Genomic DNA, 18177 nt, shown 5'->3' with positions numbered 1-18177 from the left:
ATCATGGTGCGACTGACACTGGCCCAGCAGTTGACCGCCACACTGGTCGAGCAAATCGAGAACGGCACCTACCGCGAAGGCGACCGCCTGCCTTCGCTGCGCGAGTGCATGCGCTTGCTGGGCCATTCCAAGAACACCGTGATTAATGCCTACGAGGCGCTGGCGTCGCAAGGCCTGGTTGAGGCGCGCCACGGCCAGGGTTTTTTCGTCAGGCAAGGTGCGTCCATTCATCCCGAGCCGGAAGAACCGCCACCCTATGCCCGGGCCATGGACACCATCTGGTTGATGCGTCAGCAATTCGTTCGCGAGCCGGGGCACTCGCCATTGGGGGAGGGCTTTCCACCGGTCGACTGGTTGATGGACATGCGGCTGGATAAGTTCACCCGGCAGATCATGCGCACGGGTGTGTCCACGCTTTTTCGCTACGGCAATCGGTTGGGCAATGCCGGTCTTCGCCAACATCTGGTGCAAAAGCTGGCGAGCTACTCGATCACCGCCAATCCAAGACAAATCGTCACCACGCACGGCGCCAACCATGCGCTGGATCTGATCATCCGTCGTTTCATCGGTTTTGGTGACAGCGTTTTGGTCGAGGACCCCGGTTATTACCCACTGTTTGGCAAATTGCAGTTGCAAGGCGCGCGCATGCTTGCCGTGCCAAGGCTGGCGGACGGCCCGGATATCGACGTGCTGGAGCGTTTGCTGCAAGAGCACAGGCCCAAGTTGTTCTTCATCCAGTCCGTGGGGCATAACCCGACGGGCTCCGACATTTCACCGAGCAAGGCGCATCGCCTGGTGCAACTGGCGGAGCAATACAACTTCATCCTGGTGGACGACGATGCGCTCGGCGATTTCAAATCGGCGTCGGCGATCAAGGTGTCCGCACTGGATCAACTCAAGCGCTCACTGTACGTCGGCAGTTTCTCCAAATCGGTGTCGGCGGCGCTGCGGGTTGGGTTCATTGCCGGCAGCAAGGACGTAATCGATGAGTTGGGCGACGTAAAAATGCTGCTCCACACCAGCACCTCGGAGTTCTGCGAGCGCACGGTGGATGTGATCCTGGGCGAAGGGCACTTCTTGCGGCACCTGGTGAGGTTGCAGGAACGGCTGCGGACAGCGACGGCCGCCGGCTTGCGGATGCTCGACGAGATCGGCGCCGAAGTGTTCTCGCGACCGGAGCAAAGCCTTTATCTCTGGGCCAGATTCGCCCACGTGGATGATGCTCGTGAGCTGACCCGCGAACTGCTGCCAAGGGGCTTCATGATTGCTCCTGGGCATATCTTTTCCCCCGAGCAATCGCGCATCAGCCCCTGGACGCGTTTGAACGTGGCGTATCTGAATGATCCGTTGCTCAAGGCGGTATTGAAGCGCCCCAACCGTGGGCGCGAGCCTGCTCGCGATGAGTTTCAAAGGTGATGAGGGCCGCCTGGACGCCCCCGACACGTAAACCACTCCCCGACTTTTCCCGACTCAACTAGACTTGCGGCCAAAGTACATCTGCCGCGGCCAGTGAGACACCATGATTGCCCATACACCTACACTTTTTGCCTGCGTTGCCCTGGTCGCGACGATCATGGCGTTCTGTTTGATCCTGGTCGGCCAGTTCAACCGGCGTGACGGCTTGCTCACCATCGGCTCGGGCCTGTTGGCGCATGCCCTGGCCTATGTCGGTTACACCCTCTACGGGCATGCGCCGTTGTGGTTTACCTACGGCGCCGCCAACACCTTGCTGTCGGTGGCACTGGCGTTTTATGGGGCCAGCCTGTTCCGCATTGTCGAGTTGCCGGTGCCCTGGTGGCGGGTGTTCGCGCCGATGCTGTTGATGCTGGGGTCGATGATCAGTCTGATCGACACCCTGGAACCGCGCATGCTCGCGGCTACCATCGTGCTAATGGCGCAATGCACATTGATCATCTATTGGACGCTGCGCTACATACCCAAACAGGGAAGGGCGCGCATGCTGTTGATCATTGGCTCCAGCATCAGCCTGATCGGCCTGGGCATGCGGGTGGTGGCCATTCTCGGCGGCGGCGCTGCCGAGATGCGCTACGACATCAGCAACCTCAAGCAGACCATCTCGGTCAGTATCGGCACTTTTACCGCGATGATGATTTCCCTGGGCCTGGTGCTGCTGGCCAAGGAGCGCAGCGAATCGTTACTGCAACGCCTGGCCTTGCGCGATGTGCTGACCGGCATTCTCAATCGCCGCGCCATTCTGGAACAGTTTGCGAAGGAGCTCGAACGGGCGCGCCGAGACAACTCGTACCTGGCGGTGGCCATGGTCGACATCGATCATTTCAAGCAGATCAATGACGTGCACGGCCATCTGGCGGGCGATGAAGTGATTTGTCATTGCGTCAACCATCTCACCCGACGGCTGCGTCAATCGGACAGCATCGGTCGATATGGCGGCGAGGAATTCCTGCTGTTGTTGCCCGGCACCAGCCCCGATGGCGCCGTGGCGGTGCTCGATGATGTGCGTGCTTCGCTGGTTGAGTCACCGGCGCAGTATGATGAGTCGCCTATTGAGCTGCGTATCAGCATTGGCGTTTGTTGTGTCGTACCCGAGGTGGGCGACACCACCGCCAGCCTGCTGGCCAGGGCGGATGCAGCATTGTACGAGGCCAAGGGCATGGGCCGTAATACATTGCGACTGTCTCCACCGAGACCCCGGCCGAGTGATGCGGTGACCGGCGATGTTTCAGAATCAATGGGCGGGTGAATGCCTCGCTCTGCTCGACACCAACAGGGAGTTCGCAACATGACCGAAGATCAAAAAGTAAAAGGCCCGGCGTCCTACTTTCCATCGATTGAACAGAAATACGGGCAGCCCGTCAGCCACTGGTTGAGCCTGCTCGCCACGATCAACGACAAGAAACACATGGAAATGGTCACCTGGCTCAAGAACGAACATGCGATGGGCCACGGTCATGCCAATGCCTTGGTTGCGTACTATCTGGCGAGCGCTAAATAATCAGCGCAGGATGCCCTGACACCCAGGGTAGGTCATACCCATGGCACAAGGATCGTTCGATGCCGCTGCGCTTTCATAAAATGCACGCCAATGGCGATGACTTCGTGGTGGTGGATGCACGAAACGCCAGCAATCCAGTGACCAGTGAACTGGCCCGTCAGTTGGGAGACCGTAATCGCGGCATCGGCTTCAATCAATTGGCGGTGGTGCTCGATTGCGACGATGCCGATGCACGCGTGATCTTCTGGAACGCCGATGGTTCGGCCCTGGACGTATGCGGCAGTGCGACACGCGGTGTTGCAGATCGCTTGATGCTTGAGGTCAATGGTACCTCGGTGACGCTGCGAACCAATCGTGGCTTGCTCACCTGCAAGCGGATGACGGCCGAGACGATTTCGGTGGAGATGGGGCAGCCATTGTTTGATTGGTCTGAGATCCCGTTGGCCCGGGAGCTGGATTCGTCTGTGCTGCCACTGCCTGGTGATCCCGCCGCATGCAGCATGGGCAATCCGCACTGTACCTATTTCGTCGAGGACCTGAGCGCGGTGGACCTCGCCACAACGGGACCGCTCATCGAGGCCCATCCGCTGTTTCCTCTCAAGACCAACGTGCACTTTGTCCAGGTCATCGATCGCACGCACATCAGGTTGCGCATCTGGGAGCGCGGGGGTGGCATTCCGCTCGGGTCCGGTTCCTGCTGTTGTGGCGCGGTGGTCAACGGTATTCGGCGGGGTTTGCTGGATCCTGGCGTTGAGGTCGAATGCGATGGCGGGACCGTGACCGTCAATTGGGACGGCAACGGCCCGGTGTTTCTCAGTGGGCCGGTAGAAGCGACGTACTCGGGAACGCTGGCGGACAAACGCTGATCAGATGGCCCACTTCAGGTATCAAGAGGCCTCAGCGGGTTGCGCCGACAGCGGTAGACCGAACAGCTTGTCGAACACCAGGTTGAACGTGAAGGTGTACACCAGGAAAAACAACATCAAACCCACGTTCAACGCTAATGCCTCCAGCAGCGCAACGTGCAGGAAGTAGGCGAACAGCGGAACCAGCACGCCGAGCAGGCCAATCTCGAATCCTGTCGCATGCAGCACTCGGCGCCATAGCGTGCGGGTGCGGTCGACACGTCGAGCTTCCCAATATTCAAACACTGTGTTCCAGCAGTAATTCCAGAGCATGGCAACGGTCGAGCTGGCGATTGCCAGTCCTGTGGAAAGCTGAGTGTCATGGCCTAGTGCGGTGAGGATCAAGGTATTGAATGCGACGGCGATCAATTCGAAAGATGTCACGAAAACCAACTTGCGTTTGACGCCTTGCATGTCCAATGCCCCGTACTGCGAATGTGTGTGACCGCCTACTATGGCGAAAAACTGACCCTTCGGCCAGTTTTGTCGGATACATGTTGGTACAGATGACGCGAGAAAGTCAGCGAGCCCCGGATAGACTGGAGAGGGTTCGGTATTTCAACCTGATCTCACCGCCAGTTTTCCTGTTGCCGACAAACAGTAGTTGTCAAAAAACACAACTGGCGTAGCATCGTAACCATGACAAGGATGCCCATGGACATACTCACACCATCACGTTTCGACGACGCCGGGGTTGCGCACCCTAACGACAAGGCAGGCCTGGACCGCTGCCTACGTCTTTTGAAGGTGGCCCGACCAGAACAGTTCGCGGACCTGCAAAGGGTTTTCGGTACGCACAACGTTGACCTGTTCAAGCCCAGAGCTGCACACAATTGGGTGGTGATTGATGTAGGTGGCAATAACCTTCGGCTGATCGGCGGAGTCAATTACATCCGGCAAAAGTTTTACGTCAAACACGTCTACACCCATGCCGAGTACGACGTTGCCAACGCCTGGTATGCAAGAAACAAAGGGACAAAACGATGAACACCAGCCCAAACGATTTTCAAACCATGATTGCAACGCTTGGCGAGTTGCATGCGGTCATGGAGCGCCTGCGCGGTGAGTTCGTGCACGGCATCAAGACGCCGGCCGATTATGAGCGCGCGACCTGGTTGCTCGATGAGCTCACCGATGGCCGCGAACTGAACAAGGTCGAAGAGAAGATTCTCATTGAGCTGGAGGATGAAATGCTGGCCTACCAGCGCGACTCCGAACAGTTTCGTGAATCCAGCGCGGCATTCGAGGCCACTTGCACACCTGTGCAGTTGATCAGGGATCTGATGCAGACCCTCGGGCTCACCGGTTCGGACCTTCCGGAAATCGGCGATAAAACCGCGGTGTCCAAGGTGCTCAGCGGGGACCGGCCAATCAGTCACAAGATGGCCTATGCGCTGGCAGAGCGATTTGCAATGGAGCCAGGCGCATTCGTGTCACCGGTCGCGGGGAAGACGCGGAAAAAGCCAACCTGGCTGATGCCGATAAGACACCGGTTTCTTATCGCTCGCGGGACAAGGTGGCGTTGGTGGAGTGCGCATTGGAAGCGACTGGAGAATACAAATCCGTGGGTTCCAAGGCAGACCCAGCGAAGGGCTAGCGCAATGGCGGGCCCTTCGCTGATGCATCACTGATTGCGAGTCACCCGCCAGACCGTGTTGGAGAGATCATCGGCGATGATCAATGCACCTCGCGGATCGACCGTCACACCCACAGGCCGGCCACGGGTTTTGCCGTCATCACCGCGGAAGCCTGTGGCAAAGTCGATGGGTTCGCCCGTGGCTTTACCGTTGCTGAAAGGCACGAAAATCACTTTGTAGCCCACCGGGTTATCCCGGTTCCAGCTGCCGTGCTCACCGACAAACACACCGTCGGCGAATCGCTCACCCATTGCGGCCGTCGAGAAGTCGACTCCCAGCGCCGCCACGTGCGAACCCAGGCTGTAATCCGGTTTGATCGCCGAAGCAACCTTTTTGGGATCCTGGGGCCGCGCCCGCGTATCCACATTCTGGCCCCAGTAGCTGTAAGGCCAACCGTAGAATGCCCCTTCCTTGACGGAGGTGAGGTAGTCCGGCACCAGGTCGGGCCCCAGTTCATCCCGCTCGTTGACCACTGCCCAGAGCGTTCCGGTGCCGGGCTGGATCTTCAGCGCCGTAGGGTTGCGCAGGCCGGTTGCATACGGCTTGTGCGCGCCGGTTTGGGCGTCGATTTGCCAGACCATCGCCCGATCCACTTCGACCTCCATGCCGCGCTCGGTGATGTTGCTGTTGGAGCCGATGCCCACGTAAAGCGAGCGCCCGTCCTCGCTGATGGCCAGCGATTTGGTCCAGTGGTGATTGATCGCCGAAGGCAGCTCGGTGATTTTTGCAGGCATCCCGCTGGCCTTCTTCTGCCCCTCGGTATAGTCGAAGCGCACCAGTGCATCCTGATTGGCGACGTAGATTTTGCCATCCGCGTACGCCAGTCCGTAAGGCGCATTGAGGTGCTCGGCGAACACCGTTTGCAGCTCGTATTTGCCATCTCCATCCGCGTCGCGAAGCAAGGTCAGGCGGTTACCTCCCTTGACCTTGGTGTTGCCCTGGGCCTTGATGTAGCTGGCGATGACGTCCTTGGGCTTGAGCTTGGCCGCGTTGCCGCCCCGTCCTTCGGCCACCAGGATATCGCCGTTGGGCAGCACCAGCGTCTGGCGCGGAATTTTCAAGTCTTGGGCAATGGCAGTGACACTGAAACCTTCGGGAACCGTGGGCTTCTGATTACCCCAGGCCGCGGGTTCGGCGATTTTCATACTGGGCAACAGGCTGCGCTGCGGTTCCGGCATCTGAGGTTCAGGGCCACGAGCCTGAGGGCTGTCAGCTTCTCCACCGCAAGCGCTCAGGAGCATCGCCAGGGTCAGGGTGGCTACGGGGAAAACAGGCTTCATCGTGCACCTCCTGACCGCAAGTTGGTAAGGCCGATCCACGCCGAGGCGCCGCTCAGCACGGCAACGATGACCGACAGGATCAGGCCCGAAGGCATGACGGCCCACGCATCCTTGGCGTGCTCGAAGGCGTTGACCAGCCCCAGTACCCAAGTGATCAGCAGGAGCAGGAAATACAGTGCAGGCCGGCCGGCTTTCGGTTGGGCCCGCAGTAGATTGGTCAGGGCAAACAGCAACGCTAGCCCACAGAACACCAGGCCCCCGGCAATCAGCCACGAGGCGAAATTGCTCCATTGGATCTGGTAGGTCCTGGCGTAGGCGATATCACTCAACAGCGCCCCGAGAAACAGGGCAACGGTGCCGCCCAGCAGTATCGAATGCAGCGGCCCCGGCGTGATTCGCGCAAGGGGATAGGTGGTGTCGGTCACGGCAAATCCTCATCGTTTATCGACCCTTTACGGATGCCCAGCGCCAGGCACTGATCCATCAGGTTCGCGCTGACTGCGCGCAGTAAAGGTGATCACGATGAAGGGGGCGAAGTTCAAAGAAATACCTGGCAGACCTGATCTCGCAGACCCAGGCAAGGTGACCCGGGCCTGCGAGCGATACGGCCGTCAGGCGTAGTGCGGCAGCCAGAGGGCAATCTGTGGAAACATGATCAACAATGCGATCAACAGCAACAATACGAAACAGAACGGCAGGGCGCCGTACACTACATCGAGGAAGTTGCCCTTGTTGCGGATGCTCTGCACGACGAACAGGTTCATGCCGAACGGCGGGGTAATCTGGCCCATCTCGCACAGGATGATCAGGATCACGCCGAACCACAGTGGATCGAAACCCAGCGCGATAATGACCGGTACCACCAGTGGCGCGGTGGTAATCAGCATGGCCAGGGTGTCCATGAAGCACCCCAGGACAATGTAGAACACGATGATTGCCAGCAGCGTGCCCATCGGCGACATGTTGAGGTCGGTGACGAAACTCACCAGCGTTGAAGTGAGCCCGATGGACGCCAGTACGAAGTTGAGGAAAAACGCCGACAGGGTGATGAACAGGATCATCCCGGTCGTGCGCAGCGTCGACTCGAAAGCCTGGCCCAGGTTCTGCCAGGTGAAGGCACGTCTCCAAAGCCCCAGGGCGAACGCAGCGATCACCCCTAATGCGGCCGACTCGCTGGCGGTAGCAAAGCCGCTGTAGATGGCGCCCACCACCAGCACGAATATCGCCAATGGTGGCAGCAGGTCCCTGATGCTTTCCCGGCGTTCGGCCCAGGTGGCGTGTTCCTTGGTGCCGCCCAGTTCCGGGCGCAAGAGGCAGGCAATCACGATCATCGCCACGAACATCAAACTCAGCAAAATGCCCGGAATGGTGGCGGCCAGGTACAGCTTGGGCACCGAGAGATTAGCGATCAGCGCGAACAGAATCATGTTGATCGACGGCGGAATCAGGATACCCAGAGTGCCGCCAGCGGCGACCGAACCGAGAAAAAGCGGCGCCGGGTAGCCTTTGCGTTCCTGCTCAGGCAGGGCCAGGGTCGAAATGGTCGCGGCGGTTGCCACGCTGGAGCCACTGGTGGCAGAGAACAGGGCCGAGGCGCCGATGTTGGCGTTCATTAAACCCCCTGGCAGCCACGACAGCCATTTTGACACTGCACCGTACATGCGCCCGGCAACGCCTGAGCACACGAGCAGTTCGCCCATCAGGATGTAGAGCGGAATCGCCACCAGCAGGAATTCGGCGCTGGTGCTCCAGGCGATTTCCCCCATGGCGTTGCTCAAGGGCAGAGTGGAAAACAGCTCGGACAGCGACATGCCCAGCAGGCCGACACTGACCGCTGCGGCCACGCTCAAACCCAGCAGCGCCAGGAGGGTGAAGAGGGTAAAGGCGAGCATTCAGTGTTCTCCAGTGGTTGGCGAAGGCGTGAACCCCGGCGCACGGCGGTGGGTTTCCTCCTCGATTTCTTCCTCGACGGAATTGATGCCGATCAGCCCGCTGATCGAAGTCCGCCGGCGCAGGCGGCTCAGGCTGGTGCAAGCCAGCACCACAATGGTCAGGGCGAAAAAGACATAACCTGCGAGCCAGATCGATTGCGGCAGCCACAACGGAATCTGCAGTGGCGTGGTGGAGGTCGAATGGAACTTGAGCGTGGTCCACAGCACCCCGGATGCATGAAACAGCAAGGTCCCGACAAACAATGCCATGCACCCCAGCGCCAGCAGGTCGAGCGCGGCCCGGCTTTTGATGGACAGGCGTGAATAGACGATGTCGACCCGGATGTGCGAACGCTTGAGCAGGGCGACGGGGAACGCCCAGGTGCTGACAATGGCCAGCACATAACCGGCGATTTCGTCGGCACCGCCCATCGATACGCCAATGGTTTTACGCAGGATCAGGTCGACGCCGATCATCAAGGCGGTGCCCATCAGCGCGATACCACCGACCCAGGCACTGAGCCATGCGACGCTGTTCACAAGCCTGATGGCAGAAGATTCAGAGGGTTTCATCAGCGGTGTTCTCCGCAAACGGGGTGGATTCAAAACGCGAGGCCATTGGCCGGCGCTGTCAGGGTGTTTGCAGCTGCACGCCCAGGGTCGCTCCGGCTGTGGCATTCCAACGTTCCACGCACGGTGCACCGCAACGTTTGCCCCAGTCATTGGCGATGGCCAGCACGGCTTCTTGCATCGCCTGCCGTTCGGCGAGCGTCGGCGTGCTGACCTGCATATGTGCGGGGTGATGAATCTGGCAATCGGCTGCGCCGATGTTGCAGGCCAGGGCCGAGCGGTTCTCCCTGGTGGTTTCCTCCCACAACCGGTCTTCCAGTACCCGGGATTGCTGCTCGAGCAGGTGCTGTACCGTTTCTGGCAATGACTGCCAGCGCTTCAGGCCAATGGCATAGAAGCCGATCGACCAGTCCGTTGGCAGGTTATAGAGATGGTTGGCCACGTCGTACCAGCGGGCGGCATTGCCAGAACCGATGCCCGACACCGCGCAGTCGATGACCCCGGTTTGCATGGCGGTCACCACTTCAGCGAATGGCAGCGTCATGGGGGCGCCGCCGAGTGCCTTGACCATGTCGGACATGTTGCGTCCACGCACGCGAACTTTCCGGCCCTTGAGGTCTTGTACCGAGGCGACGGGCTCGCGGCAGAAGAACACCTGCGCCGTATAGGGGACGGTGGCCAACAGCTTGACGCCGTGACGCTCGGCCATGCGCGCGGCGAGCACGGGTTTGAATGCGCTCGATACGCGGTGGGCGGTCTCGATGTCGTCAGCCATGCCGGGCAGGTCGATACCTTCGAAAAACGGGTCGTCGCCGGCGACGAACGCGAAAACGCCCATGCCGATTTCAACGGCCCCGGAACGGATCAAACGCACCATTTCCGGCCCCTTGAGACCGCTTTCGGACAAGCCTCGCAGGCTCGCCGTGAGCTTGCCGCCGGAGTTGTCAGGTAACGTGGTGTTCCAGAACGGCGCTTCAACCGCTCGGTAGGTGTAATTGTGGCTGCCACCACCAATCACGTTGAAGTGAGTCGCTGGCACCGTATCCGCCAGGGCGGTCGGTCCAATCAGGCCACCGAGCACGGCCAGGATCCAGGGCGTTACAGGATGTAGTTTCATGGTAGTCCTGTTATTTTTTTGAAGGGGCTACATGGCAGAAACGAAAGATCGGTGATGCTGTTGTTCAGGACACGCGCTGGATGGCGGCGTCGATGATGGCTCTGGACCCGACCACATCGGGAAATTTCTCGCCGTTTGCAAGCCGGGCGAGTGTGGTTTTTTCCCGCTCCTGAAAGTCGATGGCCTGACGAGCCAGCGTTAATACCTGCCACGGCCTGAGCACCACGATGCCGTTCTCATCAGCGACCACTGCATCACCTGGGTGGATCACGACGCCACCACATTGGACCGTCGTACAAAACTCGCCTTCTTCACCCTTGAGTCGCGTGGTAATCGCACTCGCGCCCCACGACCAGATGGGCACGCCATAAGTGCGCAATTCACCCAGATCGGTGACGTGTCCATCGATGACGATCCCGGCGATGCCGGCCTGTTTCGCGGCGTAGGCCATGGCGCCGCCCATGGCGGCAGTCACCCGTTCGCCACAGCGATCGACGATCAGGAAATCGCCGGGGCGGGCGCAGCCCATGGCGTGATGCAGGATGCCGCCATCGGCACCGGGCATTTTCACCGTGACCGCCGTGCCCACGGCCCTGACATCCTGGAAGTGCGCCTTTATGTCCGTACTCAAAATGCCTTGGGTAATGAAGTGACCAATGGTTGCCGGTTCTGCTGCGAAAAGTACTTCAAGTTCTTCTCGTGGGATTTGTTGTGGTAGTTCTCGAATAATATACATGCCGGTTTTACTTGTTTTGAGGGATGTCTGTTACATTGAGTCCATCCTAACAAGCGCATTTTTAATGCGGTAATAAAAATAAGCGACTCAGCGGCGGGACAATTTTTATCATGAGAATTACCCTGATGCAGATCGAGGCCTTTTATTGGACGGCCCGATTAGGCGGCGTGCACGCGGCCTCTCGACATCTTCATTTGACCCAACCGGCCATTTCCTCGCGTATCCGGGAGATGGAGTCCTTGCTGAGTGTGAAACTGTTCGATCGCAGCAAGCAGCGCATGACCATCACCGCCGATGGCCTGATTGCCCTGCAGCACGCCGAACTGGCGTTGAACAACAGTGTCAAGCTGGAGCAATTTGCGGCCAAGCAGAAACAGAATCGCCGACTGCGCGTGGGCGCCGACGAGTGCTCGGCCATGGTCGGGCTGACGGCGGTAATCGCCGAAATCAAGGCACACTTTCCGGAAATCACCCTGGAAATTACCATTGATGTGGGCGCCGTGCTCAATCGCAAGTTGAATGACCACGAGCTTGATCTGGCGCTGCTGACCAATCCGATGACTCGTGATGATGTCACCGATATCTTCCTGGGGTGGATGACCTTTCAGTGGGTGGCGGCCGCGCACCTGGACATCGAAGGGGATACCTTTCTACCGGAACAGGCGTGCGCTCATCCCATCGTCACGCACTCGGCGCCGTCGACCCTGTATTCGGTGGTGGAGCGCTGGCTGAAGGAAGGTGGCGGAGTGTCCGAAGCCTTTCACTCCAGTAACTCCCTGGCGTTTATCGCCAAGATGATATCGGCCGGTCATGCCATCGGGATTCTCCCCGTTCCATTGATCCGCGATATGTTGGCCGTTGATTTGCTCAAGGTCCTGCCGTGCAATCCCCCGATAGAACCCGCCAGGTTTTGTTTATCTTATTTGACCGAAAGGCCCGATGTTCAACTTGAAGACCTGGTGTCGCTGACACGGGCTACTTTGATGAGACAGAACTTTTTGGTGAGTTGAAGTGCTCGGGTAACAGTAAAGGCCAAATCAGATTAGTTGATTTGGCCTTTAATCTTTAGGGTGATCCAATCACTTTTAGAAGAGGTAGTTATTTACCTTGAACACTTTTTTGAATGGACGAAATGTGTTGTCCCGCCTGATTCAGCCATGACAGGTCACTGCCCATCAGCAACATGTCAGCGCCCATTTGCAATAGGCGACTGGCCGTTTCGGTGTCCGCCGGGAAGCAGGGCACCATGACCTGAATGGAGCGCGCATGGCATTGCTCTATCAGCAGCGCCAGGCGATCCCGGACTTCGGGGTTGCCCAGGCGATAATCCACCGGCAACTGGCGCGACAACGAGTAATCGGCTGGGCCGAAATGCACCGCATCGATACCGTCGACGTCGAGAATCTCGTCGATGTTGTCGAAGAACTCAAAACTCTCGGCCATTGGCACGATAACGCTGCGGGCGTTTTCTGCCTCGGTGTAGCGAGCCCAGTCAAAGCCGGGCCCGGCGTAGTTCGCAGAGCGCACCGAACTGTCGCCACCTCGGCGCCCGAACGGCGGGAATTTGCTGTAGCGCACGATATCGCGCATCTGTGCAGCGTTGTGCACCTGCGGCACGATGACCCCCGAGGCGCCCATTTCCAATGCCTTGCGAATGTCCCATTCAAGGGTGCCGCGCACGCGAACCAGGCCATGGATACCGGCGTAGTGCGCCGACAGCAGCAGCTTTTCCATGTCCTTGTCGACGCCCAGGGCCGTGTGTTCGGCGTCGATGAAGACAAAGTCCAGCCCCCAATTGCCGGCCACTTCGATGGCCATGCCGGAGGTGCTGTAGATGTTCATCCCGAACGTCGGACCATTGGCCATGCGCTCTTTAAGGGTCGTGATCTTGTTATGCATTGCGATTTCCTGAGCAGCGTGATGGGTCGTCTCAGACGCGATAAGTCTCTGGCAGGCGGTCGCGGAAGGGGTGGATTTCGAACACGCCGGGGTCGCGAATCAATGATTTGTTGCGTGCCTTCGCAAGGTCGATCTCCACGCTGAACACGCCGTCCTCCTGTCCTGCGCGCGTCAGGGTCTTGCCCGAGGGTTCGATGATGTGGCTCATGCCGATGAACTGCATGCCGCCGTCCATGTCGTTTCGGTTAGGTGCGACGAAATAGACGATGTTCTCGGCTGCCCGCACGGTGCTGAAAATGTCCGGCAGCATACGTGCCTGCTCGGGCCAGGCGGCAGGGAGTACCACGATGTCGGCGCCTTCCAGGGCCAGCGTGCGGATGACTTCCGGGAAGCGAATTTCGTAGCAGATCGCCAGGCCGATGCGACCGATGTCAGTGTCGAATACCGGGGCAGTCCATTCTTCAGGGCGGTCGGTGAAGCGGTCGCCGATCATGAACGGCAAATGGCGCTTGCGATGCAGGCCGACGATACCGTCAGGGCCGATCAGTGCGGCGGTGTTGAAAACTGACTCGGCGTTCTGCTCGTAAAAACCGACCACCAGATAGATCCCGGTTTCAGCCGTAACCTTGAGCAGGGGCGCGAGTGCGTCGAGGTGGATGGCGCTTTTTTCCAGTTCTTCGCGGCTGTCGAACGCGCCACCGGTCAACAGGCACTCGGCAAATGCGATCAGGCGTGAGCCCTGGCTGGCAGCCTGGCGGGTGAGTTCGGCGACTTTGTCGATGGTTTGCGCCGAGTTACCGGCGACCGGGTGGATCTGTGCGACGGAGATTTTCATGAAGCGAGGTCCTTTGATTGTCAGGCAAGCGTGCGTTTGATGGGGCAGCCAGCGCAGTGCCGGCTGCCGGGATGGCCAGGGCTAATGCGGCTTGTAGTCCACCGCTTCGTAGACTTTCTTCACCAGTTCGGGGTTGATCTGCGCCGCGTATTTGTCGATCACCGGGCGGATCTTCTGCTGGATGCGTGCAATTTCCTCGGTGGGCAGTTCGTTGACTTTCATGCCCGAACTGCCCAGCTCGGCAATCGCCTTGCTGTCAGCCTCGCGGGAAATCCGGCGCTGCTCGAGGCGCACTTCCAGTGCAACCTCCTTGAGCAACGCCTTCTCGTCATCATTGAGCTTGTCCCAGAAGGGTTTGCTGATCAGGACGATTTGCGGGTTGTAGTTGTGGTGCGTCAGGCTCAGGTATTTCTGCACTTCGTTGAATTTCGAGGCGAGGATCAGGGCGGCCGGGTTTTCCTGGCCATCCACGGTGCCGGTCTCCAGGGCCGTATGCACTTCAGTGAAGGGCAGGGGCGTTGGGTTGGCGCCCAGCGCCGACCAGACATCGAGGAACAACGGCGACTGTTGCGCGCGGATCTTCAACCCGACGATGTCTTCCATCTTTTCGACCGGGCGCACGTTATTGGTCAGGTTGCGCACACCCAGTTCCCAAAACGCCAGGCCCACCAGCTTCTTCTCCGGCAACTGGTCCGTCAGCATCTTGCCAACCTCGCCATCGAGCATGGCATCGACCTTCGCGGTGTCGGTGTAGATGAAGGGGAAGTCGAGAATGCCGAAGTCGGTCACATGATTGATCATCAGTCCGGCGTTCCAGGTCATCATCTCCACCACACCACCCTGCAGGGACGACAGTACCTGTACGTCGCCGCCGAGCACGCCGTTGGGAAAGGTCCGAACCTTGATCTTGCCGCCGCTGCGCTCGTCGATCTTCTTGGCAAACAGTTCCATGCCAATGGCGGGGGGAGTGCCCTTGGGGCTGGTGGCTGCGAACTTGATGGTGTGGCTGTTGTACTCGGCGGCGAAGCTCATGCTGCTGGCCAGCAGCAGGGCGGCCAGTGCGCTCAAATGTGTTTTCATGGTCATTCCTGTTTCTTGTTGGATTTTTAGTGGGCGAACCATTGCGCTGGAACGGTGACCAGATCGGGGAACATCACCAGCAGGAACAGCACAATGATTTCCGCAATCAGGAACGGGAAAGTCCCCTTGAGCAGCGCTTCGTAACGCATGTTGCCGATGCCGCACACGACGTTGAGCACCGTGCCTACGGGCGGTGTGATCAGGCCGATGGAGCAATTGATCATGAACAGCACACCGAAGTAGATCGGGTCGATGTTGGCGGCGGTGACCACGGGCACGAGGATCGGCGCCAGCAGCAGGATGGTCGGCGTCAGATCCATGACCATGGAGATCGCCAGGATCAGTAGCATCAAAACAACGATCAGCAGTTTCGGGTTGTCCATGACCGGCTGGATGAGGTCGATGATCTGTCCCGGGATATCGGCGATGGTGATCATCCAGGCAGGAATCGAGGCCGCCGCGACCAGGAACATCACGGCCGCGGTGGTCTTGCCGGCGCGCAGCAACAGCTCACCCAGGGACTTGAGGCTCAGTTCACGGTAGATCAGCGACGACACCAGCAACGCATACACACTCGCCACAGCGCCGGCTTCGGTCGGAGTCACCACGCCAAAGCGCAGGCCAGCGACGATAATCACCGGCAGCATCAGCGCCCAGGTGCTGTCGACGAAAGCTTTCATGCGCTCCTTGCCGGATGCCTTGGGGCTCAGTTGCACATCGTTGTCGCGACGTGACACCAGCCACCAGGCGACTACCAGCGCCAAGGCAATCATCAGTCCTGGAGCAATGCCAGCCAGGAACAGCTTGGTGATCGACAGGCCCGAGGCGACGCCCAGGACCACAAAGCCGATGCTCGGCGGAATGATCGAACCCAGCACCGAGACCGACGCGATCAGGCCACCGGAACGGTTGCGGTTGTAGCCGGCGATCACCATCATCGGCAGCAGCAGCGCGGTCAGTGACGCGGCATCGGCCAGAGCCGAACCCGACAGGCTGGAAAGCAGCACGCCGGCAACGATGGTGACGTAGCCCAGGCCGCCGCGCAGGTGACCGACCAGGGAAATCGCCAGGTTGATGATGCGCTTGGACAGACCGCCGCTGTTCATGACCTCGCCAGCGATGATGAACAGTGGAATGGCCAGCAACGGAAAGCTGCCTGCCGAGTTGACGATGTTCTGCGCGATGATCTGGCCATCGAACAAACCGAGCAGTCCCATCAGGGCCACGCCGCAGAGGATCAATGCATAGGCGATCGGTACGCCGATGAGAATGGCGGCCATGAGCACGCCGACGAATAGGCCCAGTGCCATTATTTGAATACCCCGTGTGCGTTTTCAGGCGCTGGCTCAGCGGCTGGCGTGATCAGGTGCTTGCCCAGTTGGGCGCACAGCAAAACGGTACTCAATATCGCGAACACCAGACCGGCACCGTAGAACAGCGCCATGGAGACGCCGGTGGACGGGGCACCCACATGCAGGTTGATCAGGGTTTGTTTCCAACTGCCTTCGAGGAACAGCCAAGTGGCGTAGAGCATCGCCAGGTAGGCCAGGGTCATCAGGTGTTTGGCCACCTTGGCCGAGACCCGGCTGGTCAGGATATCGACACCGATGTGGCCGTTCTCGTGCAGCATGAGTTGCGAACCGGCAAAGACCAGCCAGACGAACGCCAGCCTGGAAATCTCCTCGCTGAAGAACAGCCCGGAATTGAAGCCATAACGCAAAACGACGTTGGCGAAGATCAGCACGGTAATGCAAACCAGACACGCCACAATCAGTGTTTTAAGTCCGAGGAAATACAGTCTGAGGAGTTCTTTCATGGCACTTGCACTCCATTGAAGTTGGGGAGGGCGAGCAAGTAAGTCGTTGGCGGGACAGGGTCGTGGACCCTAAGTAAACGCGTGCCGATAAAGTGAGGACGATGCATGAGAAAGACCACCTTTTATTATTAGTTATACGTCGTCGTATGACCTGAGTTGAGTTTTTCTTTTTGCCCTGATGATGTCAACGCAATAGGGCTGGATGGCTGAGTCAATGTTTTTATTAAGGGGATAACGGAATTTAATCAACGTGGTTAAACGGTTGCCGGAGGAGGGTCGAGGAGGCTTCTTCAGTTATTAGGGGATTGTTTTAAGTGCAGTTGTATGATGTCGTATAAATTCAATTGCTTCTCCCATGACAATAACAAGGTGATAACAAGATGACCCCTTCCGAGCTTCAATCTGTCCTGTCCTCCGGGCTGCTGTCTTTCCCGCTGACCGACTTCGATCAGCAGGGCGACTTCAATGCGGCGGGTTATGCGCGGCGTCTGGAATGGCTGGCGCCCTACGGCACCAGCGCGCTGTTTGCGGCGGGCGGAACCGGTGAGTTTTTCTCTTGCCGCCAGCGAATACCGTTCGGTGATCAAGACGGCTGTCGATACCTGCGCCGGCAGCATGCCGATCCTCGCCGGCGTCGGCGGCTCGACCCGTCAGGCAATCGAATATGCGCAAGAAGCGGAGCGCCTGGGCGCCAAAGGCTTGCTGTTGTTGCCTCACTACTTGACCGAGGCGAGCCAGGAGGGTGTGGCGGCACACGTCGAGGCCGTGTGCAAATCGGTCAAGATTGGTGTGGTGGTCTACAACCGCAACGTCTGCCGGCTGACCGCGCCATTGCTCGAACAATTGGCCGAGCGCTGCGAGAACCTGATCGGGTACAAGGACGGTTTGGGGGATGTCGAGTTGATGGTGTCGATCCGCCGTCGACTGGGTGATCGGTTCTCGTACCTGGGCGGCCTGCCGACCGCAGAAGTGTACGCCGCCGCGTACAAGGCGCTAGGCGTACCGGTTTACTCGTCAGCGGTGTTCAACTTCGTGCCGCAACTGGCGACCAATTTCTATCAGGCGATTGCCCGGGAAGACCACACAGCGGTCGGCAAAATGATTGACGATTTTTTCCTGCCTTATCTGGACATCCGCAACCGCAAGGCGGGGTACGCTGTCAGCATCGTCAAGGCCGGGGCAAAGATCGTTGGGCATGACGCCGGACCGGTTCGTACGCCGTTGACCGACCTGACGGGTGAAGAGTACGAAATGTTGGCTGCGTTGATTGAAAAGCATGGCAAATAACGGCCGCCCATGACTGGCAAGCGTCATGGATAGGCTGTGCCACGCCCCGCCAAAGCGATGCTCTGGCGGGGCGTTTTTCGTTACGATGCTGCGCTCATGGAGCGGGGTGA

General features: G+C 59.0%; 19 protein-coding genes and 1 pseudogene. 8 read left to right on the top strand and 12 right to left on the bottom strand.

Annotation, left to right across the window (positions count from 1 at the left end):
• The first annotated feature begins 3 nt into the window (after nt 1–3).
• From AB4N33_RS09185 to dapF, 4 genes are all read left to right on the top strand, one after another.
• Complete coding sequence (locus tag AB4N33_RS09185) at nt 4–1416, top strand: aminotransferase-like domain-containing protein (protein ID WP_476457067.1); 1413 nt, start codon at nt 4–6, stop codon at nt 1414–1416.
• 103 nt (nt 1417–1519) lie between these two features.
• Nucleotides 1520–2722: a GGDEF domain-containing protein gene (locus tag AB4N33_RS09180; protein WP_476457066.1), complete on the top strand. Its 1203-nt coding sequence runs from the start codon at nt 1520–1522 to the stop codon at nt 2720–2722.
• Between the two features lie 39 nt (nt 2723–2761).
• Nucleotides 2762–2974 (top strand): DUF4287 domain-containing protein, encoded by a 213-nt coding sequence (locus tag AB4N33_RS09175; protein ID WP_460125854.1) that lies wholly within the window; start codon nt 2762–2764, stop codon nt 2972–2974.
• Between the two features lie 59 nt (nt 2975–3033).
• Complete coding sequence (dapF, locus tag AB4N33_RS09170) at nt 3034–3840, top strand: diaminopimelate epimerase (protein ID WP_476457065.1); 807 nt, start codon at nt 3034–3036, stop codon at nt 3838–3840.
• A 21-nt stretch (nt 3841–3861) separates the two neighbouring features.
• Here dapF and AB4N33_RS09165 read toward each other — a convergent pair whose 3' ends face one another.
• A complete protein-coding gene (locus tag AB4N33_RS09165) occupies nt 3862–4293 on the bottom strand; it encodes a PACE efflux transporter (RefSeq protein ID WP_460125850.1) in 432 nt (143 codons plus the stop codon).
• Nucleotides 4294–4533: 240 nt separating this feature from the next.
• Here AB4N33_RS09165 and AB4N33_RS09160 point away from each other — a divergent pair, with 240 nt between their 5' ends.
• Both AB4N33_RS09160 and AB4N33_RS09155 read left to right on the top strand, forming a co-directional pair.
• Complete coding sequence (locus AB4N33_RS09160) at nt 4534–4866, top strand: type II toxin-antitoxin system HigB family toxin (RefSeq protein WP_476457064.1); 333 nt, start codon at nt 4534–4536, stop codon at nt 4864–4866.
• Nucleotides 4863–5510 carry a helix-turn-helix domain-containing protein gene (locus AB4N33_RS09155; RefSeq protein ID WP_476457063.1) on the top strand — a complete coding sequence of 216 codons (648 nt, stop codon included), beginning with the start codon at nt 4863–4865 and terminating at the stop codon, nt 5508–5510. Before AB4N33_RS09160 ends, AB4N33_RS09155 begins: the two co-directional genes overlap by 4 nt.
• Here AB4N33_RS09155 and AB4N33_RS09150 read toward each other — a convergent pair.
• From AB4N33_RS09150 to AB4N33_RS09125, 6 genes are all read right to left on the bottom strand, one after another.
• A complete protein-coding gene (locus AB4N33_RS09150) occupies nt 5504–6796 on the bottom strand; it encodes a PQQ-dependent sugar dehydrogenase (RefSeq protein ID WP_476457062.1) in 1293 nt (430 codons plus the stop codon). The genes AB4N33_RS09155 and AB4N33_RS09150 overlap by 7 nt on opposite strands.
• Nucleotides 6793–7221, bottom strand: a complete 429-nt coding sequence (locus tag AB4N33_RS09145; protein ID WP_476457061.1) for a DUF2231 domain-containing protein — start codon at nt 7219–7221, stop codon at nt 6793–6795. Before AB4N33_RS09145 ends, AB4N33_RS09150 begins: the two co-directional genes overlap by 4 nt.
• A gap of 186 nt (nt 7222–7407) precedes the next feature.
• Entirely contained in the window at nt 7408–8688 is a 1281-nt protein-coding gene (locus tag AB4N33_RS09140; RefSeq protein ID WP_460125840.1) for a TRAP transporter large permease, read from the bottom strand.
• Nucleotides 8689–9300 carry a TRAP transporter small permease subunit gene (locus tag AB4N33_RS09135; protein WP_460125838.1) on the bottom strand — a complete coding sequence of 204 codons (612 nt, stop codon included), beginning with the start codon at nt 9298–9300 and terminating at the stop codon, nt 8689–8691. It lies immediately after the preceding gene.
• Nucleotides 9301–9358: 58 nt separating this feature from the next.
• Nucleotides 9359–10414, bottom strand: a complete 1056-nt coding sequence (locus AB4N33_RS09130; RefSeq protein ID WP_476457060.1) for a TRAP transporter substrate-binding protein — start codon at nt 10412–10414, stop codon at nt 9359–9361.
• 64 nt (nt 10415–10478) lie between these two features.
• The gene (locus AB4N33_RS09125; protein ID WP_476457059.1) at nt 10479–11150 is read right to left on the bottom strand and encodes an RraA family protein; all 672 of its coding nucleotides are present in this window, start codon (nt 11148–11150) and stop codon (nt 10479–10481) included.
• Between the two features lie 110 nt (nt 11151–11260).
• Here AB4N33_RS09125 and AB4N33_RS09120 point away from each other — a divergent pair, with 110 nt between their 5' ends.
• Entirely contained in the window at nt 11261–12160 is a 900-nt protein-coding gene (locus AB4N33_RS09120) for a LysR family transcriptional regulator (protein WP_476457058.1), read from the top strand.
• A gap of 88 nt (nt 12161–12248) precedes the next feature.
• Here the strand turns inward: AB4N33_RS09120 and AB4N33_RS09115 are convergent, their stop codons facing one another.
• The 5 genes from AB4N33_RS09115 to AB4N33_RS09095 all read right to left on the bottom strand — a co-directional run bounded on the left by AB4N33_RS09115 (nt 12249) and on the right by AB4N33_RS09095 (nt 16780).
• Complete coding sequence (locus tag AB4N33_RS09115; RefSeq protein WP_476457057.1) at nt 12249–13049, bottom strand: HpcH/HpaI aldolase family protein; 801 nt, start codon at nt 13047–13049, stop codon at nt 12249–12251.
• A 31-nt stretch (nt 13050–13080) separates the two neighbouring features.
• A complete protein-coding gene (locus AB4N33_RS09110) occupies nt 13081–13884 on the bottom strand; it encodes a carbon-nitrogen hydrolase family protein (protein WP_460125828.1) in 804 nt (267 codons plus the stop codon).
• An 81-nt stretch (nt 13885–13965) separates the two neighbouring features.
• Nucleotides 13966–14964, bottom strand: a complete 999-nt coding sequence (locus AB4N33_RS09105; RefSeq protein WP_476457056.1) for a TRAP transporter substrate-binding protein — start codon at nt 14962–14964, stop codon at nt 13966–13968.
• 26 nt (nt 14965–14990) lie between these two features.
• On the bottom strand, nt 14991–16274 hold the full coding sequence (locus AB4N33_RS09100) for a TRAP transporter large permease subunit (RefSeq protein ID WP_460125824.1): 1284 nt from the start codon (nt 16272–16274) through the stop codon (nt 14991–14993).
• Nucleotides 16274–16780: a TRAP transporter small permease gene (locus AB4N33_RS09095; protein ID WP_460125822.1), complete on the bottom strand. Its 507-nt coding sequence runs from the start codon at nt 16778–16780 to the stop codon at nt 16274–16276. Before AB4N33_RS09095 ends, AB4N33_RS09100 begins: the two co-directional genes overlap by 1 nt.
• A gap of 380 nt (nt 16781–17160) precedes the next feature.
• Here AB4N33_RS09095 and kdgD point away from each other — a divergent pair.
• Nucleotides 17161–18067: pseudogene (gene kdgD, locus AB4N33_RS09090) on the top strand (5-dehydro-4-deoxyglucarate dehydratase).
• Nucleotides 18068–18177 lie beyond the last annotated feature (110 nt).

It is taken from the genome of Pseudomonas sp. S1_E05, assembly GCF_056337105.1.
Note: the sequence above shows the minus strand (reverse complement) of the source record. Positions and strands in the feature narration are given on the sequence as shown.

Coding starts and splice junctions, on each gene's coding strand:
- AB4N33_RS09135 (WP_460125838.1), bottom strand. CDS start 9,300: ATGAAACCCTCTGAATCTTCTGCCATCAGGCTTGTGAACAGCGTCGCA.
- AB4N33_RS09100 (WP_460125824.1), bottom strand. CDS start 16,274: ATGGCACTGGGCCTATTCGTCGGCGTGCTCATGGCCGCCATTCTCATC.
- AB4N33_RS09175 (WP_460125854.1), top strand. CDS start 2,762: ATGACCGAAGATCAAAAAGTAAAAGGCCCGGCGTCCTACTTTCCATCG.
- AB4N33_RS09150 (WP_476457062.1), bottom strand. CDS start 6,796: ATGAAGCCTGTTTTCCCCGTAGCCACCCTGACCCTGGCGATGCTCCTG.
- AB4N33_RS09120 (WP_476457058.1), top strand. CDS start 11,261: ATGAGAATTACCCTGATGCAGATCGAGGCCTTTTATTGGACGGCCCGA.
- AB4N33_RS09185 (WP_476457067.1), top strand. CDS start 4: ATGGTGCGACTGACACTGGCCCAGCAGTTGACCGCCACACTGGTCGAG.
- AB4N33_RS09180 (WP_476457066.1), top strand. CDS start 1,520: ATGATTGCCCATACACCTACACTTTTTGCCTGCGTTGCCCTGGTCGCG.
- AB4N33_RS09155 (WP_476457063.1), top strand. CDS start 4,863: ATGAACACCAGCCCAAACGATTTTCAAACCATGATTGCAACGCTTGGC.
- AB4N33_RS09160 (WP_476457064.1), top strand. CDS start 4,534: ATGGACATACTCACACCATCACGTTTCGACGACGCCGGGGTTGCGCAC.
- AB4N33_RS09130 (WP_476457060.1), bottom strand. CDS start 10,414: ATGAAACTACATCCTGTAACGCCCTGGATCCTGGCCGTGCTCGGTGGC.
- AB4N33_RS09140 (WP_460125840.1), bottom strand. CDS start 8,688: ATGCTCGCCTTTACCCTCTTCACCCTCCTGGCGCTGCTGGGTTTGAGC.
- AB4N33_RS09115 (WP_476457057.1), bottom strand. CDS start 13,049: ATGCATAACAAGATCACGACCCTTAAAGAGCGCATGGCCAATGGTCCG.
- AB4N33_RS09165 (WP_460125850.1), bottom strand. CDS start 4,293: ATGCAAGGCGTCAAACGCAAGTTGGTTTTCGTGACATCTTTCGAATTG.
- AB4N33_RS09125 (WP_476457059.1), bottom strand. CDS start 11,150: ATGTATATTATTCGAGAACTACCACAACAAATCCCACGAGAAGAACTT.
- AB4N33_RS09110 (WP_460125828.1), bottom strand. CDS start 13,884: ATGAAAATCTCCGTCGCACAGATCCACCCGGTCGCCGGTAACTCGGCG.
- AB4N33_RS09105 (WP_476457056.1), bottom strand. CDS start 14,964: ATGAAAACACATTTGAGCGCACTGGCCGCCCTGCTGCTGGCCAGCAGC.
- AB4N33_RS09095 (WP_460125822.1), bottom strand. CDS start 16,780: ATGAAAGAACTCCTCAGACTGTATTTCCTCGGACTTAAAACACTGATT.
- dapF (WP_476457065.1), top strand. CDS start 3,034: ATGCCGCTGCGCTTTCATAAAATGCACGCCAATGGCGATGACTTCGTG.